At 63.7% G+C, this 18976-nt stretch carries 4 protein-coding genes; 3 read left to right on the forward strand and 1 reads right to left on the reverse strand.

Annotated features, from left to right (window positions below; all coding sequences use genetic code 11):
• The first annotated feature begins 105 nt into the window (after window positions 1-105).
• From AB0I57_RS00565 to AB0I57_RS00575, 3 genes are all read left to right on the forward strand, one after another.
• A complete protein-coding gene (locus tag AB0I57_RS00565) occupies window positions 106-1290 on the forward strand; it encodes an ATP-binding protein (RefSeq protein WP_358328340.1) in 1185 nt (394 codons plus the stop codon).
• 184 nt (window positions 1291-1474) lie between these two features.
• Window positions 1475-3430 carry an aconitate hydratase gene (locus tag AB0I57_RS00570; RefSeq protein WP_358328343.1) on the forward strand — a complete coding sequence of 652 codons (1956 nt, stop codon included), beginning with the start codon at window positions 1475-1477 and terminating at the stop codon, window positions 3428-3430.
• Window positions 3431-3460: 30 nt separating this feature from the next.
• Window positions 3461-4177: a M50 family metallopeptidase gene (locus AB0I57_RS00575; protein ID WP_358328346.1), complete on the forward strand. Its 717-nt coding sequence runs from the start codon at window positions 3461-3463 to the stop codon at window positions 4175-4177.
• Here the strand turns inward: AB0I57_RS00575 and AB0I57_RS00580 are convergent.
• Entirely contained in the window at window positions 4167-18869 is a 14703-nt protein-coding gene (locus tag AB0I57_RS00580; protein WP_358328349.1) for an amino acid adenylation domain-containing protein, read from the reverse strand. The two genes, AB0I57_RS00575 and AB0I57_RS00580, sit on opposite strands and share 11 nt — an antisense overlap.
• Window positions 18870-18976 lie beyond the last annotated feature (107 nt).

An 18976-nucleotide genomic window follows, 5' to 3' on the forward strand; every position in this document is an offset into this window, starting at 1 on the left:
CAGGGTGGGAATGTCCCCACTCTCTGGCAGCAACTTCATAGCGTCGTCTAGGACACGGGCTAGATCTGCCCAGATTCGACAATCGAGGTTGTTACCTTCAAAGCCATGGACCCCGTCCGTAACCCATATGCGCCAGGAGCAGGACAGCGGCCACCGGAACTCGCCGGGCGAACTCGCCAACTCGACGCATTCGACGTGGTGCTCGAGCGAGTCGCCCGCGCGCGCCCTGAACGCAGTGTGATGCTCACCGGTCTTCGAGGGGTAGGCAAGACGGTGCTGCTCAACCACTTGCGTTCGGCGGCAATCTCGCGGAGGTGGGGAACCGGGAAGATCGAGGCCCGTCCAGACCAGGAGTTGCGCAGGCCGCTGTCGTCGGCATTGCACATGGCGGTCCGGGAGATCGCCGGTGCGCACCGCGACCCCGACCGGGTCGAGGCGTTCCTCGGCACCCTCAAGTCGTTTGCCCTGCGTGCGACCGGAGACAAGGGCATACGGGAACGGTGGCAGCCGGGTATCGACGTGCCGGCAGTGAAGGGTCGTGCCGATTCGGGTGACATCGAGATCGACCTGGTCGAGTTGTTGGTCGAAGCGTCCTCGTTGGCCGGAGACGTCGGGGTTGGGATCGCACTGTTCATCGACGAGATGCAGGACCTGGGTGCCGCGGATGTCTCGGCGATTTGCGGCGCTTGCCACGAATTGAGTCAGGATGCGGCCCCGTTGATCGTGGTCGGCGCGGGACTGCCACACCTTCCCGCGGTGCTGTCGGCGTCCAAGAGCTATTCGGAACGCCTCTTCAGCTACCACCGCATCGATCGTCTGGATCGTGAGTCCGCCGACCGGGCACTGATCGCGCCCGCCCGCCGAGAAGACGTGAAATTCACTGACGAGGCTCTCGATGCGCTGTATGCGGCAGCTGACGGCTACCCGTATTTCGTTCAGGCGTACGGCAAGGCGACGTGGGATGTGGCTGCGGTAAGTCCGATTACCGCCGAGGACGTTCGGGTGGCCGCACCGACGGCGGAGGAAGAGCTCGCGGTCGGCTTCTTCGGATCGCGTTACGAGCGCGCTACTCCCGCCGAACGCGAATACATGCGAGCGATGGCCGATCTCGCGGACGACGGCCCAGTGGCGACGGCGACGATCGCCTCCGAACTCGGTCGCAAGCCCGCCTCCCTGTCACCCGCGAGGGACGGGCTGATCAAGAAGGGTCTGATCTATTCGGCTGAGCGCGGATCGGTCGGATTCACCGTGCCGCACTTCGGTCGGTATCTGCGCGCCCAGAACGACTAGGTATATGAGGCACCGACCTTCGCGGCGCTTCCTCGGGAAGTGGAGGCCCACTAGCGATTTCTAGTCATCTCTACGGCACGACGTAGAGAGCTCAAGATTCTCATGTCGAGTATCGAGATGCTATCGGCTCTGGCCCTCGTCGGGGGTTGTGACGCATCCTGGATCTAGGACGAAGGGATCAACGATGCCCGAGAATGTCGCCCGGAAAGTCATCAGTGCACACCTCCTCGACGGTCGGATGGAACCGGGCGAGGAGATCTCGATTCGGATCGATCAGACCCTCACACAGGACGCCACCGGAACCCTCGTGATGCAGGAATTGGAGGCGCTCCACCTCGATCGCATCGAGACCGAACTGAGCGTGCAGTACGTCGACCACAATCTGCTGCAGGCCGATGAGAAGAATGCCGAGGATCACGAGTTTCTTCGATCGGCGGCTCTCCGGTACGGGTTGTGGTTCTCGAAGCCCGGTAACGGGGTCTCCCATCCAACCCACATGCAGCGATTCGGTGTTCCCGGCAAGACGTTGGCTGGGTCGGATTCGCACACACCGGCGGCAGGGTCTCTGGGCATGCTCGCGATCGGTGTGGGAGGGCTCGAGGTGGCGATGGCCATCGCGGGTCATCCCCTGTACCTTCGGATGCCTCAGATCTGGGGTGTGGAATTGACCGGCAGGCTGCCCGAGTGGTGTTCGGCGAAAGACGTCATCCTCGAGATGCTCCGCCGCCACGGGGTCAAGGGCGGTCTCGGCAGGATCATCGAATACCACGGATCGGGACTTGCGACGTTGACGGCGATGGACCGTCACGTCATCGCGAATATGGGCGCCGAACTGGGCGCCACCACATCGATATTCCCGGCCGACATCGCGGTTCGCGACTTTCTGCAGTGTGAGGGGCGGGAAGAGGACTTCGTGGAACTTCTCGCCGACGACGGTGCGGACTACGACTTGCATGAGCACATCGACCTGTCGACGATCGAGCCACTGATCGCGAAGCCGTCGTCACCGGGGAACGTGGTGCCCGTCCGCGAGGTGGTTGGTGAGGATGTGAGCCAGGTGGTGATCGGATCATCTGCGAACCCCGGTCTACGTGACTTCGCGATCGTCGCTGCCATGGTGTCGGGGAGGCAGACCGTCCCGAGTGTGAGCTTCGACGTCAATCCGAGTTCACGGGAAATCTTGTCGGATCTCACGGGGATGGGCGCGACGCTCGAGCTGGTCATGGCAGGCGCGCGGATTCACCAGTCCGGATGTATGGGCTGCATCGGCATGGGGCAGGCGCCCGCGACGGACAAGAACTCTCTGAGGACTATGCCCCGAAATTTCCCGGGCCGCTCGGGAACCAGGGAGGACTCCGTATGGCTGTGTTCGCCGGAGACGGCGGCAGCGTCGGCGCTGACCGGGGTCATCACCGACCCGCGGAACTGGGCGAGAGAAGTAGGAATGCCGTATCCGAAGATCGAGTTTCCGGCACGGGCTGCGATCAACACCGCCATGCTCGTGGCGCCACTACCCGAGGAAGAAGCCCGTGGCGTCGAACTCGTGAAGGGGCCCAACATCTCTTCCCTGCCCGAGCTTCCGCGCCTGCCCGACCGACTCGAGGCACCCGTGCTCCTCGTGGTCGGTGACGATATCTCCACCGACGAGATTTCACCGGCGGGGGCGCGTGCTCTGCCGTTTCGTTCCAACATCCCCAAGCTTGCCGAGTTCACGTTCACTCAGATCGACGAGACATATCCTGCGCGCGCGGAGGAGGTGGCGAAGAGCACCGGGCATTTCATCGTCGGCGGCGACAACTACGGTCAGGGGTCTTCTCGGGAACATGCAGCGATCACGCCGCGTCACCTCGGGCTGCATGCCGTCATCGCGAAGTCGTTTGCCCGAATCCACTGGCAGAACCTCGCCAACTTCGGTGTGCTCGCGCTCGAATTCGAGAATCCGGACGACTACGACACCATTCGGCAAGGCGACGTGCTGATCCTCGACGGAGTACGTGAGGCCATTCGTTCCGGAGCGCGCCTGACTGTATTCGACGTGACGCGCGAGCTCGAGATTCCCGTACATCATCGTCTGTCTCGGCGTCAGGTGAATGACGTGCTCGCAGGCGGATTGATCCCCAACCTGGCAAGACAGGGGTAGCTGAACTCGGCCGCCGTACACTCGGCGCCGATGAACGAAATTCAGTCGCTTTGGGAGCGCATGAGCGCCGTCAGTCCCGCTCCTGCCACCTGGGTCGTCCAGACTACGGCGGTTGTCGCCGTGGTCCTGGTTGTCGAACCGCGGTCCTGGCGACTTACCCGCAACGTGGTGACCATCGTCCATGAGGGTGCACATCTGTTGGTCGCCTTGCTCTTCGGGAGAAGGCTCAAGGGGGTGCGCCTGCACTCGGACACTTCGGGTGTTGCCATCTCTTCGGGAAAACCCACCGGCCCGGGCGTGGTCCTCATGACCTTCGCCGGATATGTGGGTCCCGCTGTACTCGGGCTGGGCGCTGCCTGGGTGCTCGGCACAGGACACGCAGTGGCGGTGCTGTGGATCGGTGTGGCGGCCCTGGCCGCGATGCTGGTTCTCGTCCGGAATCTGTATGGGCTGTTCTCCCTGAGCCTGGCCGGGGCGCTACTGTTCGGGCTCGTCTGGTTCGGGACACAGGACCAGCAGGTGGCGGCGGCGTACTTGATCACGTTGTTCATGCTCTTGGCCGCGTCGCGGCCTGTCATCGAATTGCAACGCCATCGCGCGAAGGGGGCGGCCCCGAACTCCGACGCCGATCAGCTCGCCCGGCTTACCCGTATCCCAGGACTCGTCTGGGTGGGCCTGTTCCTGGTTGTGACGGTCAGTTGTCTCGTGGTCGGCGGCGGTTGGATCCTCAGTCCGGTCATCGGCTGACCAGTGCGGAAGCCAAGACGGGTCCGAGTACTGCGAGGGCCTCCGGGTCCGTCATGTGGCGATGCGGGTAGTTGACGGTGTGGTCGATCAACTCCCCGCCGATCCATGGTCGCCACGTCTCGCTTGCGGGGACGGGTTGGGATTCGTCCCGGGTCGCGCTGAAGAAAAGCAATCCGCCATCGAACCATCCCGGCGCGTAGCCGACGGCGGCGTCGATGACGTCTACATAGTCTTCGTACAATCGCTTCAAGTGCTCCGGATCGAGTTGCCGGGCGAGATCGCCGTCGAACTCCGCCAGCAACTCCAGCGCCGACGGCAGCGGATTGTCCCGTTGCGCGGTGGCATAACTGTCGATCATGGCAAGCATGCTCACTTCTTCGCCGAGCGACCGCAACTCGACGGCCATTGCGTGGGCGATTACGCCACCAACCGAGTATCCGAGCAGATGGTAGGGCCCCTGCGGCTGCACGCGGCGAATCTCCTCGACGTAACGGTGGGCACGGTCGGTAATCGAAGTGAACCGTTCGTCGGGCGCGGTCAACGCTGGCGACTGCAGGCCGTAAACGGGTCTACCCGGATCGAGGTGTGCGTGCAGTCCCGAATAGCACCAGGACAATCCGATCGCAGGATGTATGCAGAACAGGGGTTCTCGCTCGTCGCCTCGGCTCAAGGGCAGCAGTGTGTCGAGCGCGGAAGCGGCTTCGGGACCCTGCTCATTCGATGAGATCCTGGCCGCGATTGCTTCAACCGTCGGATCGTCGAAGAACCATTCGAGCCGGACGGCGACATCAGTCGTGGTGTGCAGTCGTGATGCGGCCTTGACTGCCGACAACGAGTTGCCCCCCAACTCGAAGAAGTTGTCGTCCAACCCGACCGGACCGGCGCCGAGAATCTCCTCGAACGCGGACGTGACCATTTTCTCGATACAGGTCGTGGGAGGCCGAAATGGCTGGGTCCGCGGAATACCGGGATCGGGCAGCGCCCGCCGATCAAGCTTGCCGTGGGGTGTCGACGGCAACGCCTCGACCACCGCGATCTGGTTGGGCACCATGTATCGAGGGAGACTCCGAGCCAGTTCCGCCGACAACAGTCGGGTGTCGATCACGACGTCCGGGCGGGGGACCACATACCCGACCAGACGGGCTCCGGCGACGGGGGATTGGTGCACCGCGGCTGCAGATTGAGCGACGTCGCGGTGAGCCCGCATTGCCGCTTCGATTTCTCCGAGCTCGACGCGTTGGCCGCGAATCTTCACCTGGAGATCATTACGGCCTAGGTAGTCGAGGGTTCCGTCTCTTCGGCGACTCACCACGTCGCCCGTTCGGTACATCCGTTCACCGGACGAACCCCATGGATTGGCAACGAACCGGGCGGCGGTCGTGCCGGGTTGTCCCAGGTACCCGCGAGCGAGTTGCGCTCCCGCGAGATACAGCTCACCCGGAACGCCGACCGGCGAAGGATGTAATCGCGCGTCCAGAACCAACACGCCGACGCCGCACATGGGCAAGCCGATCGGGACGGTCCCGTCGCTGGTGTCGACGACGGAACGGGTGACGGCCACAGTTGATTCGGTCGGACCGTATTCGTTGTACAGCAGCGCATCCGGACACCGTGTTCGGAAGGCGTGAGCGGTGTCGCGGGGTAGGGTCTCGCCGCCACACGACACCTGTCGCAGCGACGTGAGATCGGTATCCGGGACCGTCAGGATCTCGGCGAGCATGAGTGGAAGGAAGTACCCCACACTCACCCGATGCCTTCCGATCAATTCGGCGAGACGCAGAGGATCGCGCTGACTGTCCGCCGGCGCGATCACCAACCGCGCACCCGCGACGAGTGGCCACCAGAGCTCGCGCGCCGAGGCGTCGAACGTGTACTGCAACTTCATCAGCACCGTGTCCTCGGGGCCGATCGGGTCGGTGCGCTGCCGCCAGTTCAGAAAGTTCACGACGGATGCATGAGTCACCACCACGCCTTTCGGTGCGCCTGTCGACCCCGACGTGTACATCACATACGCGGGGTTCTGGGCCCGTAGGGGCGCGATCCGGTCGAGGTCGGTTACCGGAGACGAATCGAGACCGGATACATCCACGCTGTCCAGGACTACGAGAAGGACGCCCGAGGGCACTCCATCGGAAATCTCGTGACGATCTCGTTCTGTGGTGAGGACGACGTGTGTGCCCGAAGCCTGGATCAACTCGGCGTTGCGATGCACTGGATGGTCCGGATCCATCGGCATGTACGCCGCTCCGGTCTTCGCCACGGCGTACATTCCGATGAGGAGATCAATGCCGTGGCGGACGGCGAGCCCCACGATCGATTCCGGTCCGACGCCGATGCCGATGAGATGGCGGGCCAGGCGATTGACGGTCCTGTCGAGTTCGCGGTACCTGAGTTCGCACCCGCCTTGCACGGTGGCTGTCGCGTCGGGTGACGCGGCGACCTGCCGGTCGAACAGATCGACGAGTGTCAGGCCTGTGGGGGCTACCACCGGAGGTGGAAGGATCCGTTCGAGGACAGCAATGTCTCCAACGGGCAGATCAGGTTGTGCGACAGCCTCGCTCAGGGTCGAGACGAAACGATCGGCGATCGCCGCGACAGTGTCATGGTCGAACAAATCGGTCGCATAGGTGAACACGAGAGACATTCCGGCTCGCTCCGCCGGCGGGTGTGGGCCGACGACCACGGTGAGTTGGAGGTCGACCCTTGCCGATTTGATGGACGGGGTCAGTTCGCGGACCTCGAGACCGGGCAGGGTGAGCGGGGTGTGGTCGAGATTCTGGAAGGCCAGGGCAACCTGGAACAGGGGATTACGTGCGCGAGACCGGGAAGGGTCGAGTACCTCGACCACGGTCTCGAAGGGCACGGTGGAGTGCGCGAACGCGTCGAGATCGCTCTCGCGAATCCGGCTGAGTAGGTTGCTGAAGCTTTCCCCGGGAACCACTTCGGTGCGCAGAGCGAGGTTGTTGACGAACATCCCGACCAGTTCGTCGAGGGCTTGATCCCCTCGTCCGGCGACTGGTGTGCCGATCACGATGTCGGTCGACCCGCTGAGCTTCGCCAGTAGAACCGCGAATGCGGCGTGCACGACCATGAATGCGGTGACCGAGTTCGCCGATGCCGTGCGTTCGATTGCGCACCAGACATCGTCGTCCAGTGTTGATTCGACGTTGGCACCGCGGTGCGACGCAACGGCGGGACGCGGTCTGTCGGTCGGAAGCGATAGTTGTTCCGGTGCACCCTCCAGCATCTTCTTCCAGTACGACAGCTGCTGTGCGACAATCGAATCAGAATCCTCCCGTTCGCCGAGGAAGTCGAGTTGCCAAAGGGTGTAGTCCGTGTACTGGACGGGTAGCGGCTGCCAGTGCGGCGCCTGTCCGGACAGTCGCGCGGCGTATGCCTGCATGAGGTCACCAGCCAGTATGCCCATCGAATAGCCGTCCGCGCTGATGTGATGGACGGTCATGGCCAAAACCCACTCGGTATGGGACAGGGCGAACAGCCTGGCGCGTATCGGAAGCTCGTCGCTGAGAGTGAATCCGGTAGTCGCACAGGCCGTCACTCGTGCAGCGACCTCATCATGGGATACGGGAATCGGCGTGAGCCGCGGCACCGCCCGCGGCGCCGGGGTGATCTGCTGATACGCGACACCGTCATGCTCGGGGTACTGGGTGCGCAACGGCTCATGACGACGCACCACGTCCCCGAGGGCTGCACCAAGAGCGGCCACATCCAGTGACCCCGACAGCCTCAGTGCCATCGCGATGTTGTATTCGGGTGACCGGGGAGCGAGGCGGGCAAGGAACCAAAGCCGTTGCTGAGCAGGAGACAGCGGGATACGCGCAGGCCGGGGACGGACTGTCAGGGCGACCGGGGCCGCGTCCTGAGCTTGTTCCGCGACGGCCTCAGCGAGCGTGGACACGGTAGGGGCATCGAACAGGGTGCGCACCGGCACGGTGGCGCCCAAGGCCGCGCCGATTCGCGAGACGGCACGCGTGGCGGACAACGAGGTGCCACCGAGTGAGAAGAAATTGTCTTCCCGCCCCACCAGATCGGTGCCGATCACCTGGGCGAACACCGTCGCAACGACCTGTTCGGTGGGCGTGCGCGGGGCGTGGAATGGGACCGTGGTGGGCTCTGGGTCGGGGAGGGCCGCGAGATCGAGTTTGCCGTTCGCGGTGAGCGGAACGGTGTCCACGACGACCACGGTCGTGGGAACGAGTGGCGCCGGCAGATACGCGGCCACGTATCGGATGATCTGCTCCGGATCGACGGTTGCATCTTGTGCCGGAACGACATACGACACCAATGCGTCCGCACCGGTGTGGAGCACGCGCAGATCCGTCGCGGCGAACCTCACGCTCGGATGCTCGAGGAGAGTCGCGTCGATTTCGCCGAGTTCGATCCGGACTCCGCGCAGTTCGACCTGCGCGTCGTTACGATACAGGTACTCGATCGAGCCGTCAGGTCGCCGCCGCCCGACATCACCGGTCCGGTACATACGTTCGCCGGCCGTCCCGAATGGACAAGCCACGAACCGTTCTCCGGTCAGTCCCGACCTGCGGTGGTAGCCTCGCGCAACACCCGGACCGCGAATGTAGAGTTCGCCCGCAACACCCGGCGGAACCGGGTGCAAGCGCGGATCCAGCAATACGATCGTGGAACCGCGCACGGGACGGCCGATCGTGACGACCTCGCCGGGCTCCATCGGATCACTGATGCTTGTAACTATGGTGGTTTCGGTCGGCCCGTAAGCGATGAACAACGAGATATGTTCCTGTGCGGCCCAGTCGGCGACGAGGCGCGGGGGGCAGGGTTCGCCGCCGACGACGACGAGAAGTGCGTGCAGTCCGGCCGGGTCGATCGTGGCCAGTACCGTCGGGGTGGTGAACATGTGCGTCACTCGTTCGGCCACGAGCACATCTGCGAGTTGGTCGTCGCCGTAGACCGTCGGTGGCGTAAGCACCGCGCAGGCACCCGCGCCGAGCGCCATGAGCAACTCGAGCATCGTCCCGTCGAAACTGGGGGACGATGCCAGCAATATGCGTGAGGACGCCGTCACCGAGTATCGTTCACGCTGTTCTGTAGTGAAATTCGCGAGACCTGCGTGCGTCGCCACGACACCCTTGGGCCTGCCGGTCGAACCCGACGTGTAGATCACGTACGCCGGATTCTGGGTGTGCAGTCGTTGCACACGATCTGAATCGGTTATCTCCGCCGACGAGTAGCCGCGGCACTCGCTACGGAAGCCCGGGTCGTCGAGCATGATCCAGTCGACCGCATTCGGCATCACCTCGCGATCCGACCGGGTGGTCAGCCCGAGAACGGCGCCGGAGTCGTCAAGGAGGTACTCGATGCGGTGTAGAGGGTAGTGGGGGTCAACGGGAACGAACGCAGCACCGGTCTTTGCGACGGCCCATATCGAGAGGACCGAGAGTATCGAGCGGGGCAGGCCCAGGGCCGCGACCGATTCCGGCCCGATCCCACGTCGAATCAATGCGCGGGCAAGTTGATTCGATTCGAGGTCGAGGTCGCGGTAGGTGACGGACCGGCCCTCAGCTCTCAACGCCGTCGCGTCCGGGTCGTGTCGGACGGCCTCCGACAACAACTCGGGCAGCGTTCGGGGCGGCAGCGACGGTGGACTTCGGTGTCCGACCTCGACATCCTTCTCCTCAGGGCAGAGCAGTTCGATGTCACCGATCACGACGTCGGGATTGTCGAGGACCGTCTCGAGAATACGTTGGAACCGATCCGCGAAACCTCTCACGGTGGCCTCGTCGAACAGGTCGGTGGCGTAGGTGAAGACGCAGGAGAGCGGGGCTGGGTCACCCGCAGCGTCGAAAGACTCGGTGACCGTCAGCTGAAGGTCGAACTTGGCTGTGTGGGTGTCGACCTCGAGAATTCTGGCGGACATGTCCGGAAAGTCGATCGCGATCGGTACCGGGTTGTGGAAGGAGAGCGCCAATTGGAACAGTGGGTTGTGACTGAGGGCGCGAGTCGGCGAAAGGGACTCCACCACATCCTCGAAGGCAACGTCCGCATGGGAGTACGAGGCGAGGTCGACGCTGCGCGCGTGGGCGACGACCTCGGCGAAGGATGTGTGCAGGGGGGTGTCGGTTCGCAGCACGAGAGTGTTGACGAACATGCCTACGAGATCATCGAGTTTCCGGGGTCCACGTCCGGAAATCGGAGTGCCGACTGCGATGTCGTGGATGCCGCTGAGCCTGGTCGCAAGAACCGCCAGCGCCGCGTGTACCACCATGAACGGAGTTGCGTCGTGGGTAAGTGCGAGTTCACGAATCTTCTGGTGGCTGTCGGCGTCGAGCGAAAATGTCACGTGGGCACCGTGGTGAGTCGCGACGCGAGGGCGGGGGCGGTCGCACGGAAGCGGCAACACCTCGGGCAGTCCGGACAGAGCCTGCGTCCAATACGAGAGCGCCGGGCTGCCCGGTCGACCGCGCAAATCTTGCTGCCACCGTGCGTAGTCGGCATACCGAACGGGTAGCGGAGCCCAGGAAGGCTCGGTTCCGGTCGTTCGAGACGTGTACGCCGCCAAGATGTCTCGTGCAAGAGGCCTGAGCGAAAAACCGTCGACACTGATGTGATGTATGACCAGAACGAGCACCCACTCGTCCTCACCGACCGCGAGGAGTGCGGTGAGAATCGGGGGGTCGACGGTGAGGTCGAATCCTGTCGAATTCAGTTCGTGTATCACTCCGGCGGGATCCACCGTCTTCGTGATCCGACAGGGCGATACAGCAGAGGCAGGAAGCACGTGTTGGTACGGAATCCCGTCGTGCTCGGGGTAGACCGTGCGCAGGGGTTCGTGACGCTCGATCACGTCACCCACCGCCGCGCACAACGCCGATTCGTCGAGTGTGCCCTTCAGAGACAACATGATCGGAATGTTGTCTGCGGACGTGTCACCGTCGAGACGGTTCAGGAACCATAGTCGCTGTTGCGCCGGCGACAGTGGGACGTGCTCGGGCTGAGCCCCAGACAGTGGGACGTGCTCGATCGGAACGCGAGCCACGAGCGGTATCGAATCGGTGCCGCGTCCCCGCATGGCGAGATACTCGGACAGTCCAGCGACGGTGGGATGGTCGAACAACTCGCGAATCTCGAGTGGGATCCCCAACGCTGATCCGAGGCGGGCGACGGCCTGCGAGGCGGTCAACGAGTTACCTCCGGCCGCGAAGAAGTTCAGGTCTCTAGCCACGTGGGGCGTGCCGGTCACCTCCGCGAACACGAATGAGATGACGTCCTCGACGGGGCGCATGACAGAATCGGAGTCACTTCGCGCGGAGGGCGGTTTCGGTAGGGATGCGCGGTCAAGCTTTCCGCTGCTCGTGACGGGCAGAGCGGCGAGGTGAACGATTGCCGAGGGAATCATGTAAGCCGGAAGCCGGTCCGTGAGGCGCTCGGTGATCTCTTCCGAGTCGGCCGCCGCACCGCTGGCGGGAACTATGTACGCGATCAGCCGATCGCCCGCACGCGGATCGCGGTGCATGGTCACCGCGGCCTCTTTCACCTCGGGGTCGGACTTCAGCGCCGCCTCGATCTCCCCGGGTTCGATTCGCTGGTCGCGACGTTTGATCTGAAAGTCGAACCGTCCGATGTAGTGGATCCGGCCGTCGCCGTCCCACCGCACCGAGTCACCGGTGCGGTACATTCGTCCGCCCTTTCCACCGAAGGGATCGGCGACGAAACTGGCTGCCGTGAGTTCGGATCGTCCGGAATAGCATCGCGCCACATATGCACTCGCGAGATACAGCTCGCCGGTGGCCCCAGGGGGTACCGGACGCAATCGGGTGTCGAGAACATACGTACGTATGTTGTCGACGGGCCTGCCAATGGGGACGGTGGCGGCGTGGTCTGCGGTATCGAACGACTCCGCGGTCGATGCGGCAACCTCGCACGGTCCGTACCAGTTGTGGAGGTCCGCTTGGCTGATGTCTCGGAATCTGGTTGCCGTCACCGTGGTGAGGAGCTCTCCGGCAGAGATCACACGGCGAAGCGTCGCCGGCGTTCCCTGGCCGCATTGCTCGATATACGCGTCGAGCAGTGACGGCACGACATGAAATGTTGTGATCGCCTCCTGCTCGACAATGTTTGCGAGGGTACCGGGGTCGCGATTGTCGTCGGGGCCGGCGAGCACTACTCGTGCCCCGGTCTCCAACGGCCAGAGCAGTTCCCAGACGGAGATATCGAATGTCAACGGGGTCTTGTGGAGCACCACGTCGGAGGAGTCGAGCGGGATCTGCTTCTGGGCCCAGCGAAACTGGTTCACCATCATTTCGTGGGTCACCGTGACGCACTTGGGTCGCCCGGTAGATCCGGACGTATAGAGAACGTATGCGGCATTCGTGGGACGCAACGGCACACGTCTATCGGCGTCGGTGAGCGGACCCGATTCGAAGGCGGTCGCGTCCAGAACATCGAGGTCCACAACGGGCACTCCCTCCGGCGTCGCCCGTGGCTCGGCGCCGGACGCCAGGAGCAGCGCGGGATGGACCGTGTCGACCAGCTGGGAGGTGCGGCCGAGTGGATGCTCGGCATCGACAGGAAGATAAGCGCCACCCGCCTTCATGACCGCGTACAGCGCGACGAGAAGGTGCAATGATCGGGGAATCGACACACCGACAACGGTTTCCGGTCCGATACCTCTCGCTACCAAGTACCGCGCAAGACGGTTCACTCGCGAATCGAACTCGGCATACGTGAGTCGTTCCACGCCCGATACCACTGCGGTGGCCGTGGGTGTGCGCCGCACTTGCGCGGCGAAGCGATCAGGCAGGGTATCGCGGGGAACCGGCGCGTCTGTCGCGTTCCATGTGCGCAGGACCCGTTCCCGCTCTTCGGTGCCGAGCAGGTCGAGCGCACCGATCGGACGGTGTGGATCCCGCGCGATACCCTCGAGTACACGTCCCATCCGGGCGAGCAGTGCGGTCCCCTCGTATTCACCCGACCGGCATTTCACGGTGAGCTCGAGTGTTCGACAGGTTTTCGCCGAGAGCGTTACGGAGTAATGCGAGGCATCGTGTGCACGGACGCCGTCCGGTACGAGTCCGTCCACCGAGCCGGCCAACCCGGTCAGGTCGACAGGGTAGGACTCGAACGCGACCAATGTGTCGAACAGCGGTGCCACACCGACGGCCTCCTGTATCTCCGCGAGACCCAGATAGTGGTGCTCGAGGAGTTGGACGTGGCGAGCCTGCAGTCGGGTGAGCAGCGTTGCGGCGTCGACGTCGAGGTCGAGGGGAATCCGGACAGGGACGGTATTGACGAACAGCCCGACCGCCGACTCGACGCCGGTGAGTTCCGCAGGCCGGCCGGAGACGGTCGCGCCGATGACGACTTCGTCCCGTCCGGTCGCGTGTCCGAGAACGATTCCCCAGGCCAACTGCACGAGGGTGCTCAGCGTGACTCCGAGATCGGCCGCGTGCGCGGCCAGCGTCCGGGTGGTCTCCGCGGACAGATCCAATTCGGCCTCGGATGTGTACCCGGTGTTCTGTGTCGGTGGCGCGGGTGCGGTGATGCCGTCGAGTGCCTCAGCCCAAACCCTCGCCGACTCGCGGGTGTCCCTTGTCGAGAGCCACACCAGGAAGTCGCGGTACGGACTCGACGATGGTGACTCCCTCCGTACGTGACCGTCCCGATACGCGGTGAACAACTCGCGCATCAGAAGCGGAATCGACCAGCCGTCCACAGCGATGTGATGGCTCGTGATGGCGAGTTCGGCGCGATCCTGACCATGCGTGAGCAGTGTGAATCGAAGGGGTGGGGGAGCGGCGAGGTCGAAGGCGGTGCTGCGGTCCTCCAGCAAGATCTGCTCGGCATCGGCATCCGGATCGGGACCAGAGAGGTTTTCGTGTCGCCATCGAAGCGGCGGGTCATCGAGTACGAGTTGTGCCGGGACGCCTCGACGGTCACGTACGAACGCCGTTCGCAGGTTCGCGTGCGCTGCAAGGACAGCGCAGCAACTGCGACGTAGACGCTCGCGATCGATTTTCCCGGACAGGCCCAGGATCACCTGTATCACATATGGATCGGGGTCGTTACCGGTGAGTTCCGCGTGGTAAAGCAGACCCGCTTGCAACGGCGTCAACGGCCACACGTCCAGAAGGTCTGAGTGGCGCCGTTCCCACTTCTCGATGTCGCTCCGGTCGACGGAGACGAGTGGTAGATCGGACGGGCTCAGCCCACCCGGGGGTGGAGTCAGCGTTCGTTTGGTGAGAGCGGTCAGCGCTTGCACCCACAGATCAGCCAGGTCGCGTATGTCCTTCGCAGGGATTGCGTCGGCGGCGAACGCGAAGGTTGTGTCGAGTGTGCCGGACGAAGTGAACGCGGTGACGTCGATCAGCGCCGTCACGGGCATCGACGGGTCGGTCGACGAGAAGACAGCAGTTTCGTCCTGCACAGGACGCCAGTTGCCTTCTGCGACAGCGGCATCGAGTCGTCCGAGATAGTTGAAGCTGATCTGTCCGTCCGGACGTTCGCGCAACTCGTTCGCGGTGTCTTCGCCGAGGTACCGCAACAGTCCGTATCCGATTCCCTTGTCGGGCACGGCGCGCAGTTGCTCCTTGACCGAGCTGATTGCGCTACTCGCGGCGGGGCCGCCGGCGAATGCCTCGGCCAAATCGATTCCCGACAGGTCCAGTCGGACAGGGAAAATACTGGTGAACCACCCGATGGTGCGCGAGAGGTCGGCACCGGGCAGTACAGATTCCTCCCTGCCGTGCCCCTCGAGCCGGATCAGGGGCGCGGTCGTGGACCGGCCTCGACGTCGCTGCCACTTCGTCAGCGCCAGGCCGAGGGCGGTGAGCAGCGCGTCGTTGATTTCACAGTGGAGGGACGCCGGGACGTCTCTGAGCAATGAGTGTGTCACCGCTGCAGGAAGTTTCACGACAATCCGGTCGACCGTGGCATTGGTGTCACGCTCGGTGTCGAGCGGTCGGGTGCCGAGAGGGGGATCGTCGACGCCGACCACCTCGCGCCAGAATGTCATTTCGGACCGCCGGTTCGGGCGCTGAGCCTCCTCGATCAGTCCGTATGACCACCGTCGCAGTGAGGTCCCGACCGCGGCAAGCGTGACAGGATACGACCGGGCCTCGATCTGAGGCCAGGCCACCGCGAGATCACTGATCAGTATTCGCCAGGAGACGCCGTCGATCACCAGGTGATGTGCAACGATCAGGAGCCGTCCGCGCCGGGCCGTATCCGACGACCCGGTGTCCAGCCAGACGCACTGCAACATCACGCCCGCAACGGGATCCAGCCGTCGCACTGCAGCTTCGAATTCATTTCGGGCACAGTGGGCCAATTCCGCATCGGTGATCTTTGTGTTGACGGGAATCCGGCGAATCAGATCGGCGGCCGCCGGGGCGGACCCACTCGCGCTGAGGAATGCCCTGCCATCGGAGTGTCGAAACAGGTGTGTGCGCAGAGCGTCGTGGTGGCCCAGTAGCACTGTGACCACTTCGCATAGTCCGGCCGCATCGATCCCGGGTGGCAACTCCAGCTGGACGGCCTGCGCGTAGCGATCGATATCGCGAACACTGTCCAACAGAAAGGCCGCCGCCGGCGTCAGCGGGATGTCTCCGATCCCGCCCCCGGGCAGTTCCTCGAGGAGCGGGATATCGATGCCGTCTTCGGCGACGCCGCAGAGGCGGGAGATGGTGCGTTGCTCGAACACGTCACGCGGGGTGAACGAGATCCCCACAGTCCGCGCGCGGGATGCCAGCTGAATCGCCATGATGCTGTCGCCGCCGAGCGCGAAGAACGAGTCGTCCACCCCGAAGTCGCCGGAGCCGAGGACTTCGGCGTAGATGTCGTGCAGTAGGCGTTCGCGTTCGTTCCCCGGTGATCTTTGTTTCGATGATCGGAAGCCTTTGTCGAGAAGAGCATTACGGTCGAGCTTTCCGGACGGCGTCAGAGGCACTTCCGGAAGGGCGATCACCGAGGCGGGGACCATGTGCGAGGGCAGTTCGGCGCCGAGGAATGCGAGCAACTCCTCCTCGTCGACGTCCCCGTTTCCGACCACGTAGGACGTCAGCTGGGGGTAGGCCCCTCGCTCCCGGACTAATGTGACCGCGAACCGGACAGCGGGATGCCGGCACAGGGTGGCGTCGATCTCGCCGGGTTCGATGCGTACACCCCGAAGGTTCACCTGATCATCACTGCGTCCGAGGTAGTGGAGTTGATATTCGGGCGTCCATCGGACGGTGTCCCCGGTGCGGTACATACGCGTACCCGGAGGCCCGTACGGATCGGCGATGAACCGGGCCGAGGTGTCCCTAGCTCGGTGGTGATATCCCCGGGCGAGTGGGGCTCCCGCGACGTAGAGTTCACCGACCACACCCGAGGGAACCGGGCGTAGCCGTTGGTCGAGCACTACCGCCCGTGCCCCCCGAATCGGCCTGCCGATGGTGACCGGCTTCGACGCGTCCAGGGGATCGCTGACGGTTGCCACCACGGTGCTTTCGGCAGGACCGTACGCGTTGATTACGGTGCACTGGGAAGTCCATCGAGACAACAGGTCCCGCGGGCAGGATTCGCCACCGACGACGAGTGTGCGCAGGCCCTCGACCTCGCTTGGCTCGATCGAGGCCAGTACCGAAGGGGTAATGAACGCGTGTGTGACACGCTCGGTGGTCATCAGGTGAGACAACGGCCATCCGCCGTAAGTCGTGGGTGGGGCGATCACGAGGGTGGCACCGGAACCGAAGGCCATCAACATCTCGAGGACGGAGGCGTCGAAACCAGGCGACGCGGCGTGTAGAACCCTGGACGCTTCATCGATGCCGAATCGATCGCGTTGTTCCGCAACGAGGTTGGCAATCCCGCGATGGGTGACTGCGACTCCCTTCGGAACGCCTGTCGATCCGGACGTATAAATCAGATAGGCGATCTGGTCGATTTGCGTTGCAACGCTTGGAGGATCTGAAGCAGTCGATCCATTTGCCGGTAACCAGTCGATGGTGGTCGGCAGGTTCGGCAGGAATTCTTCAGTGGTCAACCCCACTGAAGCGCGCGATCCGTCGAGCATGTGCTGCACTCGAGGCCTTGGGTAGCTCGGATCCACGGGCAAGAACGCGGCCCCTGATTTCGCCACCGCCCATACCGAACAGACGTAGTCGATAGATCGACTGAATGCCAGCGCCACAATGTCATCCGGCCCCACCTCGGCGCTGATCAGCATCGCGGCCAACAGGTCGGAGCGCTCATCGAGTTCGCGGTACGTAATCTCCTGGCCCGTGCAGACGACGGCAACCGAATCCGGATTGTGCTTCGCGGACCGGCGTAGCAGTTCGGCGAGGGTGACACCCGCGTCGCCGGGGTGCCCGGTGAAAGGGACCAGCGCCGACGCTTCTCCTGTCGTGAGGACAGGCAGGTCACCGATCGGGTGGGACGAGTCGGCTCGGAGGAACTGACGGAGGTATCGCAGGAATCGACAGTGATGCTGTTCGAGCTCGTCTTGCGAATACAGGCGCGGGTTCGCCTTGAAGTCGAGGCTTATCGGTTCGCGAGGTCCGTCGCGGTAGAGGTTCACCAGGAGGTCCTCGATCGGCCCCGAAGAGAGCACATGTAGGTGTGCCGTCACGGAGCCGAGCTCGAGATCTCTGGAGGGGAGCATGATATTGACCGCGGGGCCGAACAGCCGGGGCTCGGTGGGTGAATCCCTCAGATCCGCGCGGATGTCCTCGATGCGGTAGCGCTGATGTCGCAAGGCGCCGGATATCGCCAGCCGCGTGCGGGACACCAGATCGCCCACGCTCGTAGTGCCCGAGGCCGCGATCCGCAACGGGACCATGTTGGCGACCATGCCACCCGACCTACGCAGCGCCGCTGTTGTGCGCCCCGACACGGGGAGGCTGAGCGTTATGTCGTCCTCGCCGGTCATTCTCGCGAGATACCCGGACAGCGCAGCCACCACGAGGGTCGCCAGGTTGCCTTCATGAGCGGCTGTGAACTTGTCCAATTGATCGACGATGTCGTCGGGCAACAGTCCGCTGACGTCCCGGGAACCGGCTGTGGCAGGAGCACGCCCGCGCGCCAGTGTGCACGAATGACTGAACCCGCGCATTGTCTCGGTCCAGTACTTCCGGTCGGCCTCCCTGCGAGCCGAGTGGCCGTACCCGATCTCGAGTTCGTGGATGTCTCGAACGCCCAGTGGTCTCTTGATCGGTGGAGGCAGTCCGTCTCCGCCCATGTACAACTCGGCGATGCGGTTGAGCATGTTGAGGGATCCCAAACCGTCCAAGGCAATGTGGTGGGTACGCCAGTACCAGAAGTAATGGTCGAGCCCGACGTGCAGAAGGCAGGAGGTTGCCATCGGATCACGCTGGAGGTCGATCGGGGTGGTTGTCTCGGTGCGCATCCAGGCGTGCGCCGACGCTTCGGGATCAGGCTCTCGACGTAAGTCGAGATAATCGACGGTCAGGTCGAGGCTCTCGTCTACCCATTGCAGTGGCTGGGTGTCAACCTCGACGATACGTAGCTCGAGCGACTCGAATTCCGACCCTGCCTGGGAAAATGCCGAATTCAGGCGAGCTCGGTCCACTTCGCCATGGATCTCGACATACTGTGCCACCGACACCGGTACGCTCGGGTCGAGCTGTTGGGCCAGCCAAATCCCCCGCTGAGCGGGGGAGAGGGGAAACGGGTTCAGATGGTTCGAGGTCGGCGAGTTCATCGATAAGCTTCTCTCCCGGCTCCTCCCCGACGCGTCGCGTGTCGGGGATACGACTCTTGCCCAGAGTCTGCCCGAGGTTTCTAGGAGAAAACTTAGAAGCGTCTAGA

It is taken from the genome of Rhodococcus sp. NPDC049939 (genome assembly GCF_040656415.1).
GTDB lineage: Bacteria > Actinomycetota > Actinomycetes > Mycobacteriales > Mycobacteriaceae > Rhodococcus_F.